The organism is Lentzea sp. NPDC051208 (genome assembly GCF_040682435.1).
In the GTDB taxonomy this organism is placed as follows: domain Bacteria; phylum Actinomycetota; class Actinomycetes; order Mycobacteriales; family Pseudonocardiaceae; genus Lentzea; species Lentzea kristufekii.
In genome coordinates, this window is the sequence record NZ_JBFBAW010000005.1 from 92227 (window position 1) to 115358 (window position 23132).

26 protein-coding genes are annotated in these 23132 nt (G+C 68.3%); 15 read left to right on the plus strand and 11 right to left on the minus strand.

Features of this window, described 5'->3' with window-relative positions:
* Positions 1-4: 4 nt before the first annotated feature.
* Positions 5-742, plus strand: coding sequence for an FkbM family methyltransferase (locus tag AB0M48_RS13240; RefSeq protein WP_363840221.1), 738 nt, complete (start codon positions 5-7; stop codon positions 740-742).
* A 55-nt stretch (positions 743-797) separates the two neighbouring features.
* Here AB0M48_RS13240 and AB0M48_RS13245 read toward each other — a convergent pair whose 3' ends face one another.
* Positions 798-3998 (minus strand): penicillin acylase family protein, encoded by a 3201-nt coding sequence (locus AB0M48_RS13245; RefSeq protein WP_363840224.1) that lies wholly within the window; start codon positions 3996-3998, stop codon positions 798-800.
* Between the two features lie 451 nt (positions 3999-4449).
* Between AB0M48_RS13245 and AB0M48_RS13250 the strand changes: the two genes are divergently transcribed.
* The gene (locus tag AB0M48_RS13250) at positions 4450-5097 is read left to right on the plus strand and encodes a response regulator transcription factor (RefSeq protein ID WP_030481367.1); all 648 of its coding nucleotides are present in this window, start codon (positions 4450-4452) and stop codon (positions 5095-5097) included.
* 31 nt (positions 5098-5128) lie between these two features.
* Here the strand turns inward: AB0M48_RS13250 and AB0M48_RS13255 are convergent, their stop codons facing one another.
* Both AB0M48_RS13255 and bluB read right to left on the minus strand, forming a co-directional pair.
* Positions 5129-6586, minus strand: a complete 1458-nt coding sequence (locus AB0M48_RS13255; protein ID WP_363840227.1) for a diguanylate cyclase — start codon at positions 6584-6586, stop codon at positions 5129-5131.
* 86 nt (positions 6587-6672) lie between these two features.
* A complete protein-coding gene (gene bluB / locus AB0M48_RS13260; RefSeq protein WP_363840230.1) occupies positions 6673-7305 on the minus strand; it encodes a 5,6-dimethylbenzimidazole synthase in 633 nt (210 codons plus the stop codon).
* A gap of 84 nt (positions 7306-7389) precedes the next feature.
* Between bluB and AB0M48_RS13265 the strand changes: the two genes are divergently transcribed.
* Positions 7390-7746: a hypothetical protein gene (locus tag AB0M48_RS13265; RefSeq protein WP_363840232.1), complete on the plus strand. Its 357-nt coding sequence runs from the start codon at positions 7390-7392 to the stop codon at positions 7744-7746.
* On the opposite strand, the gene rpsR is transcribed toward AB0M48_RS13265, so the two are convergent.
* From rpsR to rpmB, 4 genes are read right to left on the minus strand one after another with little or no spacing between them, the layout of a single operon-like run.
* Entirely contained in the window at positions 7694-7924 is a 231-nt protein-coding gene (gene rpsR / locus AB0M48_RS13270) for a 30S ribosomal protein S18 (RefSeq protein WP_363840236.1), read from the minus strand. The two genes, AB0M48_RS13265 and rpsR, sit on opposite strands and share 53 nt — an antisense overlap.
* Positions 7924-8217: a 30S ribosomal protein S14 gene (gene rpsN / locus AB0M48_RS13275; protein WP_030481362.1), complete on the minus strand. Its 294-nt coding sequence runs from the start codon at positions 8215-8217 to the stop codon at positions 7924-7926. The genes rpsR and rpsN overlap by 1 nt, the downstream gene beginning before the upstream one ends.
* Positions 8218-8221: 4 nt before the next feature.
* On the minus strand, positions 8222-8389 hold the full coding sequence (gene rpmG, locus AB0M48_RS13280) for a 50S ribosomal protein L33 (RefSeq protein WP_030481361.1): 168 nt from the start codon (positions 8387-8389) through the stop codon (positions 8222-8224).
* A complete protein-coding gene (gene rpmB, locus AB0M48_RS13285; RefSeq protein WP_363840241.1) occupies positions 8389-8643 on the minus strand; it encodes a 50S ribosomal protein L28 in 255 nt (84 codons plus the stop codon). Before rpmB ends, rpmG begins: the two co-directional genes overlap by 1 nt.
* 39 nt (positions 8644-8682) lie before the next feature.
* Here rpmB and AB0M48_RS13290 point away from each other — a divergent pair, with 39 nt between their 5' ends.
* Genes AB0M48_RS13290 through rpmF form a run of 3 tightly spaced genes read left to right on the plus strand, consistent with a single transcriptional unit; the run spans position 8683 to position 9976 of the window.
* Positions 8683-9567, plus strand: coding sequence for a GTP-binding protein (locus AB0M48_RS13290; protein WP_363840244.1), 885 nt, complete (start codon positions 8683-8685; stop codon positions 9565-9567).
* Positions 9564-9815, plus strand: coding sequence for a type B 50S ribosomal protein L31 (locus AB0M48_RS13295; protein ID WP_030481358.1), 252 nt, complete (start codon positions 9564-9566; stop codon positions 9813-9815). Before AB0M48_RS13290 ends, AB0M48_RS13295 begins: the two co-directional genes overlap by 4 nt.
* On the plus strand, positions 9815-9976 hold the full coding sequence (rpmF, locus tag AB0M48_RS13300) for a 50S ribosomal protein L32 (RefSeq protein WP_030481357.1): 162 nt from the start codon (positions 9815-9817) through the stop codon (positions 9974-9976). Before AB0M48_RS13295 ends, rpmF begins: the two co-directional genes overlap by 1 nt.
* Here rpmF and AB0M48_RS13305 read toward each other — a convergent pair.
* A complete protein-coding gene (locus AB0M48_RS13305) occupies positions 9973-10620 on the minus strand; it encodes a histidine phosphatase family protein (RefSeq protein ID WP_363840249.1) in 648 nt (215 codons plus the stop codon). The genes rpmF and AB0M48_RS13305 overlap by 4 nt on opposite strands.
* Before the next feature lie 74 nt (positions 10621-10694).
* Here AB0M48_RS13305 and AB0M48_RS13310 point away from each other — a divergent pair, with 74 nt between their 5' ends.
* The 8 genes from AB0M48_RS13310 (at position 10695) to lepB (ending at position 17689) form a co-directional block, all read left to right on the plus strand.
* On the plus strand, positions 10695-11012 hold the full coding sequence (locus tag AB0M48_RS13310) for an EthD family reductase (protein ID WP_363840252.1): 318 nt from the start codon (positions 10695-10697) through the stop codon (positions 11010-11012).
* Positions 11009-11824 (plus strand): 3-hydroxyacyl-CoA dehydrogenase family protein, encoded by an 816-nt coding sequence (locus tag AB0M48_RS13315; RefSeq protein ID WP_363840255.1) that lies wholly within the window; start codon positions 11009-11011, stop codon positions 11822-11824. The genes AB0M48_RS13310 and AB0M48_RS13315 overlap by 4 nt, the downstream gene beginning before the upstream one ends.
* A 10-nt stretch (positions 11825-11834) precedes the next feature.
* Positions 11835-12992 (plus strand): GNAT family N-acetyltransferase, encoded by a 1158-nt coding sequence (locus AB0M48_RS13320; protein ID WP_363840258.1) that lies wholly within the window; start codon positions 11835-11837, stop codon positions 12990-12992.
* 53 nt (positions 12993-13045) lie between these two features.
* Positions 13046-14029: a nucleotidyltransferase domain-containing protein gene (locus tag AB0M48_RS13325; RefSeq protein ID WP_363840261.1), complete on the plus strand. Its 984-nt coding sequence runs from the start codon at positions 13046-13048 to the stop codon at positions 14027-14029.
* 21 nt (positions 14030-14050) lie between these two features.
* On the plus strand, positions 14051-14662 hold the full coding sequence (locus AB0M48_RS13330; RefSeq protein WP_363840264.1) for a trimeric intracellular cation channel family protein: 612 nt from the start codon (positions 14051-14053) through the stop codon (positions 14660-14662).
* Positions 14663-14731: 69 nt separating this feature from the next.
* Positions 14732-15427 carry a response regulator transcription factor gene (locus AB0M48_RS13335; RefSeq protein ID WP_090065467.1) on the plus strand — a complete coding sequence of 232 codons (696 nt, stop codon included), beginning with the start codon at positions 14732-14734 and terminating at the stop codon, positions 15425-15427.
* A complete protein-coding gene (locus AB0M48_RS13340; protein ID WP_363841294.1) occupies positions 15427-16809 on the plus strand; it encodes a HAMP domain-containing sensor histidine kinase in 1383 nt (460 codons plus the stop codon). The genes AB0M48_RS13335 and AB0M48_RS13340 overlap by 1 nt, the downstream gene beginning before the upstream one ends.
* 10 nt (positions 16810-16819) lie before the next feature.
* A complete protein-coding gene (lepB, locus tag AB0M48_RS13345) occupies positions 16820-17689 on the plus strand; it encodes a signal peptidase I (protein WP_363840268.1) in 870 nt (289 codons plus the stop codon).
* 60 nt (positions 17690-17749) lie between these two features.
* Here the strand turns inward: lepB and AB0M48_RS13350 are convergent, their stop codons facing one another.
* Genes AB0M48_RS13350 through AB0M48_RS13360 form a run of 3 tightly spaced genes read right to left on the minus strand, consistent with a single transcriptional unit; the run spans position 17750 to position 20843 of the window.
* On the minus strand, positions 17750-18652 hold the full coding sequence (locus AB0M48_RS13350) for a carbohydrate ABC transporter permease (RefSeq protein WP_363840272.1): 903 nt from the start codon (positions 18650-18652) through the stop codon (positions 17750-17752).
* A complete protein-coding gene (locus AB0M48_RS13355; RefSeq protein WP_319990030.1) occupies positions 18649-19602 on the minus strand; it encodes a sugar ABC transporter permease in 954 nt (317 codons plus the stop codon). The genes AB0M48_RS13350 and AB0M48_RS13355 overlap by 4 nt, the downstream gene beginning before the upstream one ends.
* Positions 19599-20843 (minus strand): ABC transporter substrate-binding protein, encoded by a 1245-nt coding sequence (locus AB0M48_RS13360; protein ID WP_363840276.1) that lies wholly within the window; start codon positions 20841-20843, stop codon positions 19599-19601. The genes AB0M48_RS13355 and AB0M48_RS13360 overlap by 4 nt, the downstream gene beginning before the upstream one ends.
* 306 nt (positions 20844-21149) lie before the next feature.
* Here AB0M48_RS13360 and AB0M48_RS13365 point away from each other — a divergent pair, with 306 nt between their 5' ends.
* Positions 21150-23132 (plus strand): beta-galactosidase, encoded by a 1983-nt coding sequence (locus tag AB0M48_RS13365; protein ID WP_363840279.1) that lies wholly within the window; start codon positions 21150-21152, stop codon positions 23130-23132.

The window sequence follows — 23132 nt, forward strand, 5'->3', positions numbered from 1 at the left end:
TGGGGTGTTGACCCAACTTCGCAGTGCCGCTGTTGTTGCCGGGTTGCAGGCTCTTGCCCGGCTCACGCCCTATGCCGAGGCTGAGCTCATCGGACTTCGCAAGGTCGTCAAGCCTGGGGACGTCTGCGTCGACGTGGGGGCCGCGCTGGGGCTCTACACGGTGACCTTGTCGAGACTGGTTGGTCCACAAGGGACTGTGCACAGCGTCGAGCCGCTGGTGTTCGCGCACCCTGCGCTTTCGTACGTGTTGCGGCCGCGTGAAGGGGCCAACATCAAGAGGCACTCGGTTGCGCTCGGTGCTCAGAAGCAGGGGCGTGAGGTCATGTCCGTGCCGGTGCGGCACGGGAGTCCGGTCACCGGGCGGTCGTTCCTCACGGTGGGGGCCAACGGGCTCGGGTCCAACGAGGAGTTCGACCAGCACCTGGACGTGCTGGTCAAGACGGACACGCTCGACCACTTCGTCGAGGAGCAGGGGATCACCCGGCTCGACTTCGTGAAGGCCGATGTCGAGGGGGCCGAACTCAGGGTTCTCGAAGGGGCGACGGAGACCATCGAGCGGCTCAAGCCGGCTTTCCTGCTCGAGATCGAGGAACGGCACGTCGAGCGGTTCGGGTATCACGCGAAGGACGTCGCCGACTTCCTCGCCGAGCGCGGGTACCGGATGAGCACGTGGCACGGCGGTGAGTGGGTGCCGACCGGCACCATCGGGGACGAGGTCAGGAACTACCTGTTCAGGGCCTGACATAAGTAGAGGACGCCGACCCCTGGGGGTGGATCGGCGTCCTCATCTCGAAGGTCTACGAAACGTAGACCTCAAGCTCGTACAGGGAGTACCCGTACTGATTGGCCCGTTGGGTGCCCGTCAGACGTAGGTGCCTCGCGTCCTGTGGTGTGAACGCTACGACATCATCGCCGCCATCGCCACTACTTGTGGAGAAAACGTTCCGCCAGTTCGTGCCGTCATTGGAAATCTCGATGCGGTATCCCCTGGCGAAGGCTGATTCCCATCGCAACACCGTGCGACCGATTCGTTGCACTGAGCCAAGGTCCACCTGGATCCACTGGTTGTCGCTCCAGTCGCTGGCCCAGCGGGACGTCGGGTTTCCGTCCACCGCGTTCGACGGCGGGAGGGTGTTCCAGCCCTTCTCGTGCGACGACGCGGTGGCGGTGCGGCCGGCCGCCAGGTTGGTGATGGTCTGGCCCCGGCGGGACGGGAACTGCACGACCTGCTGGTACGTCGGGCGGTTCTGCCAGTGGATCTTGTCCTGGGTGATGCCGCCCATGGCGCGGTGGATGATCGTGTCCGCGCACCACTGGTCGCCTGCGGCGCAGTCCGCGTCGCCCGGGTAGACGGCGTTCGCCGGCTTCGCCACGGCCGCCTGCAAGGACGAGACGAGCGCCGTGCGGCAGCCGGAGAGAGTGCCGCCACCGCAGTAAGCCTGCGGGAACGCGCCCTGGACCGGGTCGCCGAGGACCTTGCGCAGGTCCTTGTCCACGTAGCCCCACCAGCCGTACTGGAACGACGAACCCTTGTGCGGCGCGGCGCCGTGCGCGTCGGACGGGGCCTCGTCCACCTGCTGGGCGGCGACCAGGGCGTTGTACAGCCCGTCACCCAGCGACGGTTTGAACTGCGACTCGACGAGCAGGGGCCACCAGGCATCGAGAATCCGGATGGCTTCGGCGTAGGCGTAGGCCTTGCTGCCCTTCGCGGTCTCCTTGCGCAACGAGCCGGAGCGCTGCCAGTCCTTCAGCTTCTGCACGACCGGAGCCAGGGAGGCGTCGACCGGAGCGGACTCCAGCACCCGCAGCAGCTCGGGCAGCACCTGCTCGGCACGCAGGTCGGCCACCGCCGCCTCGGCCATCACGCGTGTCAGGGACGCACGCGTGACCTTCTGGCCGGAAGCGATCAGGGCACGCGCTCGAACGTCGAGCAGGTCGCCGCGGTGCACGGCGCTGTGACCGAACCCGCCGAACGTGAAGTCCTTGGCCTGCTTGTTGTTCCAGGACACGTAGTAGTCCTGGTTGATCGAGTTCGGGTGCGCGGCGAACGGCATGTAGGCAGCAACGTTCTCGTCGCCGTTCCAGTCCACCCACTCGTACTCGGCCCGGCCCCACGTCGGTAGGTTCGGGTCCACAGTGGATCGGCGGACCGGGTTCAGGCCCGAGTTGAAGTACGCGGAGTCGCGGGAGTCGACGTAGAACCAGTTGAACGCGTAGCCGATCTTGTTGGCCGCGCGCTGGAAGTCGGTGGCCGAACGGATCGCGGACGGGTCGTTGAGCTCCTGGAAGCCGATTATCGAGTCGACCTCGTGCATGTAGGTCGAACGCAACGTCGTGTACGCCACGACCTTGCCGCCGACGGTCGCCCTGCTCGTGACCAGGCCGTACTTGGTCCGGTACATCACCAGCGTGTACGAACCGGCGGGTGTGCCGTCCGCGACCGTGGGCTTCCAGGCGTTCTTGCGCTCCAGCCGTTCCATCGGCAGGCAAGAGCCGTGGAACAGGTAGTGCGAAGAGGTCTTGGTAGGAGCGGAGCCGTCCGGGTTGCACAGCTCGACGGCGTAGGTGTCGACGATGTCCTGACCCGACGAGGTGGCGCTCCACGAGTAGTCGACACCCCGGCCGAGCTGCACGTACATCGAGACGCCCGCGAACGAGACGCCGCGCGAACGGATGCCGGGCCCGTTGAGCTCCTGCAGCAGGAGCAACTGCGGCGCGAAGTAACCGGTCTGCGGTCCCCACACGGCGATCGGGTTGCCGCTGTCCGTGTGCGCACCCGACACCGCGAGGGCGTTCGACATGCCGTGCTTCTTGTTCAGCAGGTCGGCGGGCAGCACGCCGTCGGCGAAGATGCCGCGGGCCTTCGCCACGTCCTCGGCAGCGGGAACGGCGACGGAAGTGCCCGTGCCGCCCACCTCGTCGTAGACCATGCGCTCCGGCGTGACGCTGCCACCGTCGGGAAGTGCCACGCCCTGGGGCGAAGCGGGCGAGGCGGAGTACGGGAACGACTGTCCGTCGTGGAGGGTCAGCACGGCCTCGGGGTCGTTCTGCGCCCGGAACGCCTTCCACACCTGCTCACCGGTGGCAGCGCCGTACTTGTTCTGCGCGGCCAGCTTCACCAGCGCCGACTGGACCTCGCCGCCACCGCCGGCGCCGAACAGGCCACCGACCACGGACGCGATCGCCACCATGTCGGTCGTCTTGAACGGCTGGATGTCGTTCCAGTTGGTGATCGAGTCGGCGTGCCCGGTCAGCACGTACTCACCGGGGAAGTTCCGCGCGGAAACAGCCTGTGTGATGTACGCGTTGATGCCCGCGGTGTAGTCGGTGACGTCGGCCAGCGCCTGCCGCCCGCGCTCACCGCCGTTCGCCGTCGCGCTGTCGATCTGCTTCTGCAGGTCCGCCTCGGTGTACGGGATCTGGTTGAAGAAGCTCTGCTCCAGCACCCGGTTGCCCGGCGCGCCACCGGCGAAGCCGGTCAGCTGGCCGCGCCCGAGGTGGCGGAAGACGTCCATCAGCCACAGGCGGTCCTGCGCGGCCGCGAAGCCGGCGCCGAACATCGTGCCGGACCGCGTGGTCCCGGTGATGTGCGGCATGCCGATCTTCTTGTCGCGCACGATCGTGACGTCGGACCGCGGCTTGATGGTGCTCTCGACCTGGTCGGACGGCACGCCGAACGACGCGTCGTTGAAGAAGTCCGTCAGTTGCGAGTTCGTCAGTCCGCCGTAGCCGTTGACCAGGGCGTCGTACTTGCCGAGCTGGTCGGCCGAATGCGCCGGCCTGGTGCCGAACGCCTTGTGCGCGAGGATCTCCGCCAGCGTCGCGTTGCCGTTGTTGCCGGGCGGCAGGATGTCGCTGCACTGCCCGAGGCAGTAGTCGTCGGCGGCGAACGCGGCCGCGCGCGGGGTTTCTTCGGCGGTGGCCGACGGAACGATCAGAAGCGAGGCGGTGACGGCGGCGGTGGCCAGCAGGGTCGTCACCGGATTGGCTCTCCGCATCGCGCGAAGCTCCTCTCCGTGCAGGGCAGGGCTGTTGTGACGCACGTTACTTTCCGGTACGGCTATTGCGAAAGAGCTTCGCGTTTTCGAGATCAGAGCGAGATGGCCTGTATCGATCCCGAAACCCATTGACAAGCCATATGGGCAGAAACGAGACCAACCGAGACATCTGAATCGGATTACCGAGGCCGTATCCGTGTTTCTGGTACCGCATTCCACTCAGTGGGATATCGATGTTTCGTCACTCAGTGTTCCGGTGGCCCCTCTTAGTGCCTGGTGGCCTGCCTACGCAGCGAAGTCAGAGCTCAATTCCGGTAACTGTGAACGCCGTCGGCGATCTCGAAAATCCGTAACCACATGATGAGATAACTGAGAATTAACGTGACCTTCGGCGTGCGTACGCCAAGATCACGAACATGAGGGAGCACGGAACGCCAATGCGGGAGGCGTCGTGATCAAGGTTTTGCTGGCCGACGACGAGGACCTCGTCCGCTCCGGCCTTCGCATGATCCTGAGCAGCGTCGGAGACATCGAAGTTGTTGCTGAGGCCGATGACGGACATCTGGTAGCCGACCTGGCGCGCCAGCATCGTCCGCACGTTGTTCTGCTCGACATCCGGATGCGCACCTCGGACGGACTCGTGGCCCTGCGGCGGCTGCGGACCCTGCCGGACCCACCTAGGGTCTGCATCCTCACCACGTTCGACGTCGACGAATACGTTTCGGAAGCACTGCGTCTCGGCGCGGCCGGCTTCCTCCTCAAGGACACCGAACCGGAACAGCTCGTCAAAGCCGTGCGTGATCTTGCGCGCGGAGGCGCTGTTCTCGACCCCGGTGTGGCGGCGAGAGTTCTCGCGGCCGTCGCCGACGGCGAACGAATGGCGGAGCCGGCACGCAGGCTTCTCCAGAGCCTGTCCGAACGCGAGCGCGAAGTGCTCGTGCTGATCGGCCAGGGCATGTCCAACGCGGAGATCGGCGGCACCCTGCACCTGTCGGAGGCGACGGTGAAGGGCTACGTCTCGTCCGTGCTCGGCAAGATCGGCGCGGTCAACCGCGTGCAGGCCGCACTGGTGGCCTACCGCGGCGGCCTGATCGCCTAGACGCCGAGAACCCCTGAATCGCCGGGAACCACTAGTTCCCGGACACGATCTCGGGCACCTCGTCCACCGAGGGCTCGACCTCGACCCTGTTGCGGCCGTGCCGCTTGGCGCGGTAGAGCGCCATGTCGGCGGCCGCGAACAGCTGGTCCAGTTTGGCCGGTCCCGCCGCGACACCGATGCTGACCGTCGGGCGGCGGACCGCGCCGAGCACCATCGTCCAGTCGTGCCCGTCGACGGCCGCGCGGATCCGCTCGGCCACGTTGGGGCCGACGTCCATGTTCGGCCCGGTGTCCCCGAGCAGCACCACGAACTCGTCACCGGCCCAGCGCGCCACCAGGTCGTCCGAACGGCACTCGCGCCGCAGCAGCGCCGCGATCTCGCGCAGCGCCGCGTCGCCCGTCGCGTGCCCGGCGTCGTCGTTGACGCTCTTGAACCAGTCCACGTCGACCAGCACCAGCCACGGCACCCGCCCGCGCGCCGCCGTCGACTCCAGCAACGCGGCGGCCGCCCGTTCCAGCCCGAGCCGGTTCGCCAGGCCCGTCAACGGATCGCGCGCCGCGGCCTCCTGCGCCGCCACCGCGAGCCGTTGTGCCTGAACGGCCACCCGGCGCTGCTCCAGCGCCTGGCCCAGGCCCTCCTGCAACGTCTCCGTGGCCGTGCGGGAAGCCGCCACCGACCGCCGCAACGCCTCGGCCTCGCCCACCGAGTCACCCAGGGCGTGGCAGATGTCCGCCAGCTCCGTGGAGAACCGCAGCAGCAGTGACGTGTCGTTGATGCGTTCGGCGTTCGCCACCGCACGCGCCGCGTGTGTGCGCGCCTCGTCGAAATCGCCCTGTTCGCGACGCACGACGGCGAGAACCCAGTTACCGACCGAGATCCCCCACAGGTCGGTCGCGTCGACCGCGAGCCGCAGGGTCTCCTCGGCGATCTCCTCGGCCTTCTCCAACTGCCCGACGCCCGCGAGGGACCGTCCGAACGCGCCCATGAGAGCGCGCCGGTGCACCTCGTCCTTGACGATGCCGAGGCCCTCGTCGAGGTACGCCAGGGCTTCCTCGAAGATCGCCGGCGCCGCCGCGGGAGGCCCGGAGCAGGCGCGGAAGTTCAGCGAACCACCGAGGCGCTGCAGGCAGTGCGCCAGCGTGTCGGTGTTGCCCGCCCGCCGCGCGACCTGAACGGACAGTCGCAGCATGTCGAGCGCCGCACGCCGGTTGCCGATGCCCTCCATCAGATAGCCGAGCGAGCCCATCGTCTGGGCCACGGCGGGGCTGTCCGAGCGGTCGGCGTCGAGATCGGTCCACCCCTCGGCGGCCAGTTCCAGCGCGAGGGGGATGCGGCCGAGGCGCCAGGCCATCACCGCCCGGTTGACCAGCACCGCCGATCGGACCCAGCGGTCGGCGCCGGGGGACACCTTGGTGACGACCTCGTCGAAAAGACTGTTCGCCTCCGGCAAGCGGCCAGCGTTGAGCAACGCGCGGACCTCTCGGTCCAACCGCGGAATCTGGCCCGCTACCAGCGGATCGCGTTGCTCCACTCGTTCATCGACTCCGTTCCGACTGGCCGAGCGGCCCGCACAGGCTACCGGGTCTGTCGCGCCCCGTACCGATCGTGGTGCAGGACGTCATCGAGGGGTAGTCGGTTGCGCCAACCGTGACGTTCCAGATCGGGCGTCTCGGGCAGTGATCGAACCGGACCGACGCACAGCCACGCAACCGGACGGACCCTTGTGGGGATGTCCAGCAGACGGCGCAACACATCTTCCCGGTAGAAGCTCACCCAGCCCACACCGAGTCCCTCTTCCGTCGCGGCCAGCCACAGGTTCTGGATGGCGAGACACACGGAGTACAGGCCGGCGTCGGCGATCGCGTGCCTGCCGAGCACCGCCGGCGAGCCCCTGTCCGGGTCGTAGGTGACCACGATGCCGAGGGTCGACTCCATGACTCCCTCGACCTTGATGCGGGCGAACGTCTCCGCCCGTTCCTGATCAAGCTCGGCTGCGAAGACACTGCGCTCGGCCTGGACGTGATCCCGGAAGGCGCGCCGGGTGGATTCGTCGCGTACGAGCACGAAGTCCCACGGCTGGGACAGTCCGACGCTGGGGGCGGCGTGTGCGGCGGTCAGCACCCGGCGCAGCACGTCGTCCGGGATCTCTTCACCGGAGAACTCGGCGCGGGTGTCCCTGCGGCGGTGGACCACGTCGTACAGGTTCATTCATGCGATCGTGCCTCACTCGAAAGCACCAACTTCACGCTGGAGAGGTGGCGCTGATCTCACCTGAGGCGCTAGACCGATCGGATGCGAAGAATGAGAGGCGGGTACGGCTCGGCGCTCGGATTCGGCTGCGGAGTCGGCGTGACCACGTTCACCGGCGCCTGGCCGCTGGTCGCCCTGTTCCTGCTCGCCGCCGTCGTGGTGATCGTCTCGCTGCGGACCACCATCGTCGGCGCCGGCCTGGCCGCGCTGCAGTGCTGGGGCCTCTACGCGACCTTCTTGGTGGGTGTTCGTGGCGATCTGACGGTCGACGAACACACGACCTGGGTGCTCGCGTTGCTGGTGCAGCTCGCCGCGCTGGCCTTCCTGGCCAGCGCGGCGGTGCGGGTCATCGCGCTTGTGACGGGTACGGCAGCAGGGCCATCTCCCGTGCGTTCCTGATCGCCGTGGCGACCTGACGCTGCTGCTGCGGCGTCAGGCCGGTCACCCGGCGGGACCGGATCTTGCCCCGGTCCGAGAGGAACTTGCGCAGCAGCGTGACGTCCTTCCAGTCGACGACGGTCACGCCCTCCTTCGCGAGCAGGTTCTGCCTGCGCTTGAGCGGCCTCTTCTCGCGCATCACCAGCTCGCCTTCGAGACGCCGGGCAGCTCACCGCGGTGGGCCATCTCCCTCAGCCGGACGCGGGACAGACCGAACTTCCGGTTGTAGGCGCGCGGCCGTCCGTCCACGACGTCGCGGTTGCGCAGCCGGGTCGGCGACGCGTCGCGCGGCAGCTTCTGCAGGCCCTGCAACGCTTCCGCGCGCGTCTCCGGGTGCCGCAGCATCTCCTTGAGCTCGGCCCGCCGTTCCGCGTAGCGCGCCACGACCTCGCGCCTGCGCAGGTCCGCGGCGATCTTCGACTTCTTCGCCACGTCCTCAGCGCTCCTCTTTGAATTCGACGTGCCGGCGCGCCACCGGGTCGTACTTGCGCAGCACCATCCGGTCCGGGTCGTTGCGGCGGTTCTTGCGGGTCACGTAGGTGTAGCCCGTCCCGGCGGTCGACCTCATCTTGATGATCGGCCGCACATCGGTGCTCTTGGCCATCAGACCTTCACCCCCTGCGCGCGGAGCCGGGCCACGGCGGCCTCGATGCCCATCTTGTCGACGGTCTTGATGCCCTTTGTGGACAGCGTCAGCGTCACAAACCTGTTCAGCGACGGCACGAAGTACCGCTTGCGCTGGACGTTCGGGTTCCACCGGCGCCGCGTCTTGCGTTGCGAGTGCGAGACGCGGTTGCCGAAGCCCGGCTCACGGCCGGTCAGCTGGCAGCGCACGAGTACCTCCAGGAAGATGGACACAGATTGAAACGACTTTCGTTTTCATCTACGGTACCTCACATGGAAACCGTTGTCGTTATGGTGGCGGGGCTGGTCGACCACGACGTCGCCGTGCGGGTGTGGCGCGACCGGCCCGGTTCGGTGCTCGTGCGTCACGTAGCTGCGGAAACGTGCGTGCGCCGCTGGGTCGACGGCATTGCGACCGACATCGACCTGCTGCACGGCTGCGTGTCCTGCACCGTGCGGGAGGACCTGCGCGAGCTGCTCGACGGCCTGAAGGGCCACACGGTCGTGCTGCACCTGGACCCGCTGCTGGAACCGGACGCGGTGCGCCGCAAGCTCGGCATCGACGTCGAGTGCGTGATCACCGTGCTCGACGCGGCGACCTGGCTGGACGACGCCCTGGGCGACGCCTCGATGGTCAGCGACCAGCGGACAGTGGCGCAGGTCGTCGTCGCGCAGGCCGAGGCCGCGGACGTGCTGGTGCTGCAAGGAGACGCGGACGAACGCACGCTCGCCGTGCTCGACCGGCTCGCTCCTGGCGCGCACCGCTGCACGCCCGAGACGGTGGTCGTGCGCAAGAGCACCCGGCCACGACTGATGCCTCTCACGCCCGAATGTGGTGTCTCGACAGCGGTTTTCACGGCGGACCGGCCGTTCCACCCGGCACGGCTGAACGACGCGCTCGACTCGTTGCTGGACGGAACGGTCGTGCGCTCGCGCGGCCGGCTCTGGGCGGCGGACGAGCCGGACGTCGCGCTGCGCCTGGAATCCGCGGGTTGCGGCCTGCACGTCGGCGAGGGCGGGCCGCGCGGGGGCAAGACCACCCAGATCGTGGCGATCACCCTGGGCGAACCGGACTCCATCACCGCGGCGTTCGCCGAAGCACTGCTCACCGACGACGAACTGTCCTTCGTGGACTCGATCCGAAAGCTGGCCATATGAAGCCCGGAATCCACCCCGACTACCACCCGGTCGTCTTCCAGGACGCGTCCACCGGCAAGACGTTCCTGACCCGCTCGACCGCGAAGTCGTCCAGGACGATCGAGTGGGAGGACGGCAACTCCTACCCGTTGCTCGTCGTCGACATCACCGCCGACTCGCACCCGTTCTGGACGGGGACGCAGCGGCTCGTGGACACCGCCGGCCGGGTCGAGAAGTTCAACCGCCGCTACGGAAAGCGAGAGCGCTGATGGCCGTTCCCAAGCGCAAGACGTCCCGGTCCAACACCCGTCACCGCCGCTCGCAGTGGAAGGCCACCGCGCCGGATCTGGTGCGCGTGCGGACGCTGGACGGCAAGGAGCTGCTCGTGCCTCGCAGGCTGGTCGCGGCCTACAAGCGCGGGCTGATTTAAACGGGGTGCTGGACCGTTCCGTCCGGTGAGTCGCGCCACTGGTCGAAAGGGCGGTCCAGCCTCCACCCCGTGCCGTCGTGGTCGAGCACGCGGTTCTCGCAGGTGTCCGGATTGGACAGTGACTCGAACAGCTCGATGCTCCAGTCGAAGAGCCTGCGGCACAGCAACCTGATCGTCAGGCCGTGCGACACGACCAGCACCGTCTTGGGATGCTCCTCGTCCTTGTGCATCCGGACTTCCAGGCCGTCGAGGAACGCCGCCACCCGGTCGTCCACGTCCGCGCCGGACTCGCCGTTGGGCAGCCGGAAGAAGAAGTGGCCGAACGCGTGCCGCTGGTGCTTGAGCACCTCCTGCTGCACCGGGTCCTGGAGGTTGCCCCAGTCCTGCTCGCGCACCCGCGGCTCGGTGACGATCCGCTCCGCGGAGATCCCGAGCAGGTCGAACGTCCGCTTCGTCCTCGTGTACGGGGAGACGTAGGCCGCGACCGGGTTGTCACCGATCAGGGCCCTGATCGCCGGACCGGCCGCGCGCGCCTGGTCCTCGCCGGTCTCGGTGAGCGGGAGGGCGTGGTCGGGGATGCGGCAGTAGGCGAGCTCGTCGACGTTGCCGAGGCTCTGTCCGTGGCGCAGCAGGATGATCCGCACCCCACCATCGTGCCTCAGCTCCGCGGGTGGCCCGGGCGTTACAGTGCTCGGCGAGTCGAGGAGGATGGTGTCACATGATCAAGTACATCGCGCTGTACAAGAAGCCCGCCGACCCCGAGGGCTTCGACCAGAAGTACTTCGAGTCGCACCTGCCGATCGTGAACTCGGTTCCCGGCCTGGTCCGTGCCGAGGTGGCCAAGGTGCAGCAGGTGTTCCTGGCCGGCTTCCTCGGGGAGAACGAGCCGCACCTGATCGCGGAGATGTACTTCGAGTCCCACGAGTCGTTCAAGGCCGTCCTGCAGTCGCCGGAGTGGGCCACCTCGGGCGCCAACCTCGCCGAGATCGGCGGTATGGAGCTCGTCGCCATGTTCAGCGCCGAGGTGGTTTCGTGAAGGCCGTCGTCATCGGTGGCGGCACGATGGGGGCGGGCATCGCGCACCTCCTGCTCGCGAACGGCCACGAGGTCACGCTGTCGGAGGCCGACGCCGAACGCGCCGAGCAGGGCAGGCAGGCGGTCAGGCGCTCGCTCGGCAAGGCGCAGGAGAAGGGCAAGCTCGCCGACGCGGAGGCGGTGTTCGCGAACCTGAGCACGGGGGAGCTGCCCGCGGACGCGGAACTGGTCGTCGAGGCCGTGCCGGAGAACGTGCCGCTGAAGCAGAAGGTCCTGGGGTTCGCGGCCGGGAAGTGCCCGAACGCGGTCCTCGCCTCCAACACGTCGTCGCTGTCGATCTCGGAGATCGCCGCCGGCCTGCCCGGCGAACGCGTGCTGGGCATGCACTTCTTCAACCCGGTCCCGGTGCAGCAACTCGTCGAGCTCGTCCACCACGAGGGCGTCGACCCCGCGAACGTGGCCAAGGCGCGGACCTGGGCCGAGCAGATGGGCAAGACCGTCATCGAGGTGCGCGACTCGCCGGGGTTCGCCACCTCGCGACTCGGCGTCGCCGTGGGCGTGGAAGCCATCCGCATGCTGGAGGAGGGCGTCGCCTCCGCCGCGGACATCGACACCGGCATGAAGCTCGGCTACCGCTGGCCGATGGGCCCTCTGGAGCTCACCGACCTGGTCGGACTGGACGTGCGGCTGGCGATCGCCGAGCACCTCGCGGCCGAGCTCGGGCCGCGGTTCGATCCGCCGCAGCTGCTGCGGGACAAGGTCGCTCGCGGTGAGCTGGGAAAGAAGACGGGTCAAGGCTTCTTTTCCTGGTAGATAGGTGTTCGTGCACATCCGTGAGTTCACCGAGGACGACCGCGACGCCGTGTTCCGGCTCCGCAGGGTCGCGTTCAACGGGACCAAGCCGTCGGGACCGCTGCTCAGGCCGGGTTCGCACGGTCTGCTCACCGAGATCGACGGACGGGTCGCGGGTGTGCTCGGCATCGGCTCCTACGCGCAGTTCTACGGCGGCGCCGCGGTCCCCATGGGCGGGATCGGCGGCGTCGCCGTCGACGGGGCCTATCGCGGCCGTGGGATCGCGAACGCGCTGCTCGACGCCGCGCTGACCACGATGCGGGAGCACGGCCAGCCGCTCTCGGTGCTCTACGCGACCGTGCCGACCCTGTACCGGCGCCGCGGCTGGGAACGTGCCGGGGTCTTCGAGTGGGTCGAGCTGCCGATGGACAGGCTGCTCACCATTCCGAAGCCCGCCGAGCTGATTCCCTCCCGCCCGGCGGAGAAGAGCGACCTCCCCGCGCTGCACGAGTGCTACCTGGAGGTGGCGCGGACGATCGACGGCATGGCCGACCGCAGGCCGCCGCGCGTCGACCTCGGCAAGGTCCTGGAGATGGACCTGGTGACCGTGCTGCCCGGCCCGAACGGCCTGCGCGGCTACCTGACGGCCACTCGCGAGCCCGGCGGCGACATGGGCCGGCTCAAGGTCCACGACCTCATCGGCGTCGACGTCGACGCCCAGCTCACCCTCCTGGCCTCCCTCGCGTCCTGGGCCGGCACGCTCGAGGCGATCGACCTGCGGATCACCGACCCGGCGACGCTGAACTTCCTGGGCGGCACGCCGTTGCGCCACTCGGTGTGGACCTCGACCTGGATGCAGCGCGTCGTCGACCTGCCCGCCGCCGTGGCCGCCCGGGGCTGGCCGCGCCTCGCGAACGCCGCCGTGGACCTGGAGGTCGTCGACGACCACGCGCCGTGGCACGCGGGCCTCCAGCGCGTCGTCGTGGAGGACGGCTCGGTGCGCGTCGAACCCGGCGGCACCGGCGCGGTGCGGATGCACGCGCGGGCGCTCGGACCGTGGTTCTCCGGCGCGCAGAACACGCATGCGTTGCGGCGCGGGGGTTTGCTCGAAGGCGACCCGGCGGACGCGGTGGTGCTCGACCAGCTCACCGGCGCGTCGGGCATCCCCCGGCTCGCGGACTTCTTCTGACGACCGGCCGTTCGCAACGGGACTCTCACGTGTCCTTCGGTCACAATGGGCGCGTGGCGGGGGACCAGGACGAGGTCAGGCATGCCTACGGCGACAACATGGGTTGGCGCCTGAAGGGCTACGCGAAGCACCGCAGCGGCTCACCGGTCAGCGAGCGGGAGATCTCGCGGGCCCAGTTCCTGACGATCAGACCGTTCTTCGACGCCGAGGACAACCCGTGGCTGGTGGACCTGAACGAGGTGCTCCCCGCGATCCGGCCGTGCGTCGAGCACGTGCTCGGCCCGCTGGACCCCGACCAGGACTACTACGTCACCGGCTACCCGCTGGACTGGGACAAGGACCCGGTGCAGGTCGCGCGGGACCTCCTCGACGTCAAGTACCCGCTCGCGAGGGCGGCGTTCCTCGGCGGCAGCGTGGCGGCGGGCAACTACACGGCGAACTCCGACCTGGACATCGTCGTGATCGTCGACGACCTGCCCGGCGCGTTCCGCGAGACGCTGCGGTACCGCGGCTGGCCGGTCGAGCTGTTCTGTCACACGATCGAGTCGTTCCAGGACTTCGTGGCCCGTGACACCGAGGGCCGGCGCCCTCCGTTGCTGAACATGTGCGCCGAGGGGTTCCTCATGCTCGACGCCGACGGCACTGGTCAGCGCATGAGGTCCGAGGCACGTGTCCTGCTCGACGCGGGCCCTCCTCCCGCGACGGTCACCGAACTGGAAGACCGTCGCTACGGCACCACGGACCTGCTCGAGGACCTGATCGGCGCACGGGACGAGGACGAGCGTCTGTTCGTCGCGGCCCGGCTGCTGAGCTGCGCGGGAGAGCTCGCGCTGGTCATGCAGAACCGGTGGCTCGGGCACGGCAAGTGGCTGCTGCGCCGGCTGCGTGACGCCAAGGAGGACGAGCTCGTGGACTCCTACCGGGCGTTGGTGCGGGGCGAGGGCGCCGAGCGGTTCATCGCCGTCGTGGAGGCCGTCCTGGCGTCCGCGGGAGGGCGGCTGGACGCCGGTTACCGCCGCGCGGCGCCGCCCCGATGACCGGCACTACCCTCTCCGTTCGTGCTGCTCATCGTCCTGGAGCTGATCGGTCTCGCGGTGTTCGCCGCCTCCGGAGCGGTGGCCGCGGTCCGTGCTCGCCTCGACGTGTTCGGCGTGATCATCCTGGCGCTCACCACGGCGCTGGGCGGCGGCATCATCCGTGACGTCCTGCTCGGCGTGCACCCGCCGACGAGCCTGCGCAACTGGCCGTACCTGCTGGTCGCGGGCGGTACGGGCCTGATCGTCTTCTGGTTCCACCCGCACGTCGCCAAGCTCCGCCGCAGCGTGCTGCTGCTCGACGCCGTGGGCCTCGGCCTGTTCGTCACGTCCGGCACGTCGACGGCGTTGGCTCTCGGCGCGACCCCCTACGCGGCGTGCCTCATCGGCATGACGACGGGCATCGGCGGTGGCGCGGTCCGTGACGTGCTGCTCCGTGAGATCCCTTTGGTCCTCAAGAGAGAGATCTACGCCGTGGCAGCGCTGTGTGGCGCGGTCGTCGTGGCACTGGGCGAATGGGCGGGGCTGCCGAAAGGCCTGGTCTCGCTGACCGGTGCGTCACTGATCATCACCATCAGGCTGATCGCGCTCTGGCGGAAGTGGAATGCTCCCGTCGCCAGGGGCTTGGAAGGCTAACGCCGAACTCACACCTGCAGTTAGGGCCCTTCTCAGGCACTTCTCAGATCCCTCGGCAAGACTGCCCCCATGCGCATCCTCGTTGTCGATGACGATCGGGCGGTCCGGGAGTCACTCCGCCGCTCGCTGCAGTTCAACGGCTACCAGGTCGAGACTGCCGGAGACGGCATGCAGGCCCTGGAGTCGGTGACCGCCGCCAGGCCGGACGCGATGGTGCTCGACGTGATGATGCCCCGCCTCGACGGCCTCGAGGTGTGCCGCAGGCTGCGCAGCACCGGTGACGACCTGCCGATCCTCGTGCTGACCGCACGCGACGCCGTGAGCGACCGGGTGTCCGGTCTGGACGCCGGCGCCGACGACTACCTGCCCAAGCCGTTCGCGCTGGAGGAGTTGCTGGCCCGGTTGCGCGCGCTGCTGCGCCGGGCCGCCCACGACGACGACGCGGCGAAGCAGTCCGCCGCCGTGCTGAAGTTCGCCGACCTGGAGCTGGACCCGTCCACCAGGGACGTCCGCCGCGGCGAGCGTCCGATCAGCCTCACCCGCACCGAGTTCGCGCTGCTCGAGCTCCTGCTGGCGCACCCGCGCCAGGTGCTCACCCGCAGCCGCATCCTGGAGGACGTGTGGGGGTACGACTTCCCGACATCGGGCAACGCTCTCGAGGTCTACGTGGGGTACCTGCGCCGCAAGACGGAGCTGGAGGGCGAGCCGAGGCTGATCCACACGGTGCGCGGGGTGGGCTACGTCCTGCGGGAGACCCCTCCGTGATCGTGGAACCACAGGGACGCCTGCAACGGGCGTCGTTGCGGGCACGCGTCACCTGGCTCGCGGCGTTCTGCGTGGCCGGAGCCGTCGCGTTGGTGTCTCTCGGCGCGTACATGGTCGTCCGCAAGAGCACGTACGACGCCCTCGACGACGGCCTGCGCCAGCGGGCCGCCACGGTGGCGAACGGCACGAAGGTCACCACGCCGGACGAGGTCGCGAACTACCCGGCGGCGTTCCTCGCGGCGGGCGACGTGAAGATGGGCGTGCTGCTGGCGGACCCCGGGAAGATCATCTTCCCGAAGGACTCCACCCCGCCGCCCAGCGTCCAGGAGGCCTGGGACGTCGCGGACGGCGACCGGCCCGAGGTCATCTGGACCGACCACAAGACCGAGACGCGGGTCATCGCCGTCGCGTACCAGCCCGGCCAGGCGATCATCATCGCCCAGTCGATGGTGCCGCAGCGGACGACGCTCGCGAAGCTCAGCGTGGTCCTGCTGCTCATAGGCGGCGCCGGCGTGCTGCTCGCGGCCATCGCGGGCACGGCCGTCGCACGCACGAGTCTGCGGCCCGTGCAGCGGCTCACCGAAGCCACCGAACGCGTCACGAACACGGGCGACCTGACCCCGATCCCGGTCGCGGGCGACGACGAGCTGGCGCGGCTGACGCACAGCTTCAACGCGATGCTCGGCGCCGTCGCGGAGTCGCAGGAACGGCAACGCCGCCTGGTCGCCGACGCGGGCCACGAGCTGCGCACGCCGCTGACGTCCATGCGCACCAACCTGGAACTGCTGCTCGCCTCGGAACGCCCGGACGCCCCGACGTTGTCGCAGGAGGACAAGACGGAGATCCAGGCGGACGTGCGCGCCCAGATCGACGAGCTGACCACGCTCATCGGCGACCTGGTCGAACTGGCCCGCGAGGACGCGCCGCAGGTCATCCACGAACCGGTCGACCTGCACGAGGTGGTGGAACGGGCGCTGGACCGCGCGCGCCGCCGCGCCTCGAACGTCACGTTCGACGTGCAGCTCCAACCATGGACACTTCTGGGTGATTCCAGTGCGCTGGAACGGGCGGTGCTCAACCTCCTCGACAACGCGGTGAAGTTCAGTCCCGCGGGCTCGGCGGTGCGGTTGCACCTCCGTCAGGTGGGCGACGGCAGCGCCGTGGTGGAGGTCGCGGACGCGGGTCCCGGCATCGCGGACGCCGATCTACCTCACGTTTTCGAGCGGTTCTACCGTTCGACCGAGGCGCGGACCCTGCCGGGCTCCGGCCTGGGGCTCGCCATCGTCAAGCAGGTGGCGCAACGCCACGGCGGCACGGCCACGGCGGGCAGAGCCCCCGAGGGCGGGGCCCTGTTCACGTTGCGCCTACCCGGACGACCGTAAGGTGGGGCGTGTGAGTCATCGCGTGAACGACGATTCTTCGTCGACCTGGGAGACGACCCCTCCCTCCGGAGACGGCCCCGAACCCACGTCGCGCTTCTCGACGTCCGGTTCGTCGGCTTCGTCGGCCTCGTCGTACGAGGACCGCTCGTCGCGTTCCTCCGCCTACGAGGACGACCCGGCGCCCAGGTTCCACAAGAAGAAGGCGAAGAAGAAGCAGCCGTTCTGGAAAGAGCTGCTGGTCATCTTCAGCGTCGCGCTGCTGCTGACCGTCGTCATCCAGACGTTCGTCGCGCGCGTGTTCGTCATCCCGTCGGCCTCGATGGAGACGACGCTGCACGGCTGCACGGGCTGCGTGAACGACAAGGTGCTGGTCGAGAAGATCACGTACCTGTTCAACGACCCGCGCCCCGGTGACGTCATCGTCTTCCGCGGCCCGCCGAACTGGACCGGTGGCAAGCAGCCCCCGAACTTCGTGGTCGGCACCCTGCAGGACCTCGGCTCGATGGTGAACCTCTCCGAGCCCAGCGGCACGGACTTCATCAAGCGCGTCATCGCCGTCGGCGGCCAGACCGTCGAGTGCTGCGACGAGGAGGGCCGCGTGATGGTCGACGGCAAGCCGCTGGACGAGCCGTACCTCAACTTCGGCGGCGGGCCCCGGCAGCAGGACTCGTTCGAGAAGGTCACCGTCCCCGCGGGCAAGCTGTGGGTGATGGGCGACAACCGCAACAACTCGTCGGACTCGCGCAAGCACGGCGACCCGACGCCGGCCGACGGTGCCATTCCGATCGACAACGTGGTGGGCAAGGCCCGCGTGATCGTGATCCCCGTCGGACGCTGGGGTTCGATCTCCGACTACAACCCGCAGACCGGCGGGAACTAGTCGCAGGCACGCGAAAGGGGCGAGGTGCCTGGCACCTCGCCCCTTTTCCGTTCCGCGCTCTCAGCCCTTCGTCGACCCCAGCGTCAGTCCGCCCACGAACTGCCGCTGCAGCACGAAGAACACCACCAGCGTGGGCAACGCGACCAGCAACGACCCCGCGGCGATCAGGTTGTTGTCGGTGAAGAACGTGCCCTTGAGGTTCTGCAACGCCGAGGTGACCGGCATCTTGTCGCCGTCCTGGATCAGCACCAACGCCCACAGGAAGTCGTTGTAGATCCAGGTGAACTCCAGCGTCGCCAGCGCGGCGAGCACCGGCCGGCACAGCGGCAGGGTCAGCTGCCAGTACTGCCGGAACACCGACGCCCCGTCGACCCTGGCGGCCTCCGTCAGCTCGTACGGGATGGTCTTCATGTAGTTCGACAGCACGAACGTGCAGAAGCCCATCTGGAACGCGATGTGGATCAGGATGACGCCGAGCGGTGAGTCGATCAGCGACTCGCTCTCCGACATCCACGCCGGCAGCTCGATCAGCCGGTACAGCCTCCACAGCGGCGTCACGATCACCTGCTGCGGCAGCAGGTTGCCCGCGGTGAACAGCATCAGCAGCGCGATGTTGAACTTGAAGCTGAACCGCGACACCGCGAACGCCACCATCGAGCTCAGCAGCAGCGTGATGAGCAGGGCGGGCACGGTGATCAGGAACGTGTTCCAGTAGAAGTGCGGCAGGTCGCCGATCTCCCACGCCTTCGTGAAGTTCTCGAACGTCAGCGACTTCGCGATGGAGAAGTAGCCGTTGACCGACGTGTCGTCGTACGTCCGCAGCGATGCGTAGACCGCCCACAGCAGCGGTGCCAGCGTCATCAGGCACGTCAGGACCAGGAAGACGTGCAGCGCGACCCGTGCCGGAGTGATCGGCCTGGTCTTCTTCACCGGCACCGAAGGCCGTTCCAGCGTGGCCGTCACGTCCGGTTCTCCTTGCTGAACACCTGGTACAGGTACGGGATGATGACGCCGAGCGAGATCGTCAGCAGGATCACCGCGACCGCGGAACCCCGGCCGATGCGCGAAGCCTCACCGATGATGTTGTCGGTCACCAGCACCGACAGCAGCTCCAGACCGTTGCGCCCCTTGTTGATGACGTACACGATGTCGAACGCCCGCAGGGCCTCGATCACCGTCACCACGGCGACCACGATGTTCACCGGCTTCATCACCGGGAAGGTCACGCGGAAGAACGTCTGCGACGCCGAGGCGCCGTCGAGTGACGCGGCCTCCTTCAACGCCGGGTCCACCGACTTCAGGCCCGCCAAGTACAGCAGCATGATGTAGCCGGTGTGCCGCCACGCCGCCGCGACCATCACCGCGTAGAGGTTGATGTCCGAGTCGCCGATCCAGTCGACCGGTTTGTCGAGGCCCAGCACCGAGTTCAGCAGACCGCCGTCCGGCGTGTAGATCAGCTGCCAGATGAACCCGACCAGCGCGAGCGACAGCACCATCGGCATGTACAGCGCGCTCTGGTAGATCCGGCTGAACCTCAGCTCGCGGTCCAGCAGCACGGCGAGCAGCAGACCCGCCGAGGTCGGCACGATCAGCAGGAACAGCAACCAGATCAGGTTGTGCTGCACCGCCGGCCAGAACCGCGGGTACTCGGTGAAGATCTCGACGTAGTTCCCGACACCGATCCACTCGATGTCCTCGAAGCCGCCGATGCCGTTCCACCTGCTGAACGACAACGCGACCGAGCCCAGCGTCGGGATCCACACGAACAGCAGGTGCACGACCGTGGGGATGCCGAGCATGAGCGCCAGCACCAGTTTGTCCGTGCCGGCGAGGGCCGTGGCACGCTTTCCACGCCGACGAGGCGGCGGCCCGGAGGGGGCCACCGCCTTCGGCTTCTCCTGCAACGCGGTCACTTGAAGATGTTCTTCGCCTGATCAGCCATGCCCTTGAGCACGGAGTCGATGTTGTTCGGGTCCTTGATGAACTCGATGAGGCCGTTGGTGGCCGCCTCGCTCGCGAAGCCGGGGTCGGTGTCGCGGTCGAGGAACTGCGTGATGTGCTTGGCGTTCTTGATCGTGTCCGCCACCTTCTTCTGCAGCGGGCTGTAGCTGGCCTGGTCCGCCTTCTGGTTGGTCGCGACCGCGGTCGGGTCGGCCTTCAGGTAGGCGAGCTGCGGCTCGGCGGACGACAGGTACTCCAGCAGCTTCATCGCACCGTCGGAGTTGGACGGCTTCTTCGCCATCATGTAGCCGTCGATCGGCGCCTCGACCGTGTCGATGCCGTGCGCGGGGTTGATCTCCGGGAACGGGAAGAAGTCCAGGTCCTCCTTCTCCGCGTCCGGGAACTGCTGGCCCACGAACGCGCCGAGCAGGTACATGCCGGACTTCTTCTGCTGCAACGTCTGCGCGGCTTCCTGCCACTCGCGGCCCAGCGCGTTCTCCTGGTGGAACGGCAGCAGCCGCTTCCAGGTGTCGAACACGTCCTTGACCCGCTTGTCCTGCCAGTCCTCCTTGCCCGCCAGCAGGTCGACGTGGAACTGGTAGCCGTTGGTGCGGAAGTTGAGCTGGTCGAACGTGCCCATGCCGGGCCAGCCCTGCTTCTGCGCGAAGGCGATGGGGATGAGGCCGTCGGCCTTCATCTTCGTCGCGAGGGCGACGAGCTCGTCGAGCGTCTTCGGCACCGCGTAGCCGCGTTCCTGCCACACGCTCTTGCGGTAGAACATGCCCCACGCGTACTGGGTGAACGGCACGAAGTACTGCTTGCCGTCGGTGCCCGTGGACGCCTGCTTGAGCGCGTCGGAGTAGTTGCCGCCGACCTTGCCCCAGAGGTCGCTGAGGTCGCCGGTGAGACCCTGGTCGGCGAAGAACCGCATGCGGTAGCCGGCGAACCACGCGAGCACGTCGTCCGGCTTGCCCTGCAGGTAGTTGTTGATCTGCTCCTGGTACTGCTCGTGCTGCTTGGTGTTGATCGTGACGGACAGCCCGCCGGACTGGGTCTCGAACGCCTTCACCGCCGCGGTGATCGCGTCCTTCGGCACCTGGTCGGACAGGTTGTTGCCGAAGGTGACGACCTTCGAGTCACCGCCCGTGCCCGAACCGCCACCGCACGCGGAGAGCAGGCCGCCGGTCGCGGCGACGCCGGCCCCGGCCAGCATGACGCGCAGCATCGTTCGCCGACCGAAATGCGGTAACGGAGTGGAACCAGGCGTGTGCAGAACCATCATCGCTCCTACAGGTGACACTCGCTCGTGCGAACCGAACAGGACTCCAACAAAGTTGCGCACAATGTGGTCCCAGGCACACATCCTGTCAAGTCCCGTTACGGAGCTGTTAAACCGCTGCACAGCCACGTGCGCGCCTTTTCCCGGTACTTGTCCCGGTCGCGGGCCGAACAGACCCCAACGCCAAGTTGTGTTTGCTTGTGTTGACGTTGGGGGTTGTTGTCGGCCACGCTTGCGGCCGTGACGACATGGCCCACAGACCTGCCCGGCCTCGGCTGGGGGGCTGACTACAACCCCGAGCAATGGCCCGAACACGTCTGGGCCGAGGACGTCGAGCTCATGCGGCGCGCCGGGGTGACCATGGTCAGCCTGGGCATCTTCAGCTGGGCCAAGATCGAGGTCAGCAAGGGCGAGTACCGGTTCGACTGGCTCGACCGCGTGATGGACCTGCTGCACGCCGGCGGCATCCGCGTCGACCTCGCGACCGCGACCGCCGCACCCCCGCCGTGGCTCACCACCGAGTACCCCGAGATGCTGCCCGTCCGCGCGGACGGCGTGCGGCTCTCGCACGGCTCACGGCAGGCGTACTGCCCGTCGTCGCCCATCTACCGCGACCGCGCGACGGCGCTCGCGGCCGAGATGGCCTCGCACTACCGCGACCACCCCGCGCTGGCCGCGTGGCACGTCGGCAACGAGTACGCGTGCCACGTGAAGCGCTGCTACTGCGACACGTGCGCCGCGTCGTTCCGCGAGTGGCTGTCGAGCCGCTACACGCTCGACCAGCTCAACGACGCGTGGTCGACGGCGTTCTGGAGCCAGGGCTACACCGACTTCGCGCAGGTCCTGCCCCCGCGCGTGACGCCGACGTTCGCGAACCCGGCGCACGTGCTGGACTACGACAGGTTCTCCGACGACGCGATCCTCGAGCTGTACAAGGCCGAGCGCGACGTGCTGCGCATGATCACGCCCGGCGTGCCGATCACCACGAACTTCATGGTCAACTGGACGTTCGGCGACCTCGACTACTGGAAGTGGGCCCGCGAGGTCGACTTCGTCTCGAACGACCACTACACCGAGGCCCAGTCGCCGGACCGGCACATCGAGCTCGCGATGTCCGCGGACCTCGTGCGCGGCCTCGCCGGCGGCAAACCGTGGCTGCTGATGGAGAACTCGACGTCGGCGGTGAACTGGCAGCGGCGCAACATCGCCAAGCTGCCGGGGGAGCAGCGGCGGCACTCGTTCCAGAACATCGCGCGCGGCGCGGACGGCACGTTGTTCTTCCAGTGGCGGCAGTCGCGCGGTGGCAGCGAGCGCTACCACTCGGCGATGGTCCCGCACGCCGGCACGGACACCAAGGTGTACCGCGAGGTATGCGAGGTCGGCGCCGAGTACGCGAAGCTGGCCGAGGTCGTCGGCTCCACTGTGGACGCCTCCGTGGCGGTCCTGTTCGACTTCCAGTCCGGCTGGGCGCTGCGCCAGGACGCCCACCCGACCAACGACTTCGACTACTGGCAGCACGTTCTCGGGTACTACAAGGCGCTCTGGCAGGCCGGTGTCACGGTCGACTTCGTGGCGCCGGGCACGAACCTCTCGAAGTACTCGCTGGTGGTCGTGCCGGCGTTCTACGCGGTGTCCGACGCGCACGCCGCCGTCATCGCGGACTACGTCGCCGGCGGCGGTCATGTCGTTGTCACTTACCTGTCCGGTGTTGCCGACCAGTACACGCGAGTGCGACTCGGCGGGTACCCCGGCGCGTTCCGCGACGTGCTGGGCGTCTGGTCCGAGGAGTTCTACCCGCTGAGGGAGGACGAGACGGTCTCGCTGACCGACGGCTCGACCGCCTCGTTGTGGACGGAGCACCTGCACACCCGCACCGCTGACACCGTTGTCTCCTATGCGGACGGGCCGTTGCCCGGCGTCGCGGCGGTGACGCGCAACGCGTTCGGCAACGGTGTCGCCTGGTACGTGGCGTGCGATCTCGACGAGGGCGGTCTCGGCCGAACGGTGGAAAACGCGCTTTCCGGCGCGGGCGTCGCGGTGTCGCCTTCGCCGATCGAGCTCGTGCGGCGCAAGGGCGACGTATCGTTCCTCTTCGCCGTCAACCACACCGGCACCGACGTGCAGGTCGAGGCGTCCGGTGTCGACGTGTTGTCCGGCGCGCAGGTCTCCGGACGCCTCACCGTGCGAGCCGGGGACGTCGTCGTCCTCAGGGAAGAGGTGTGA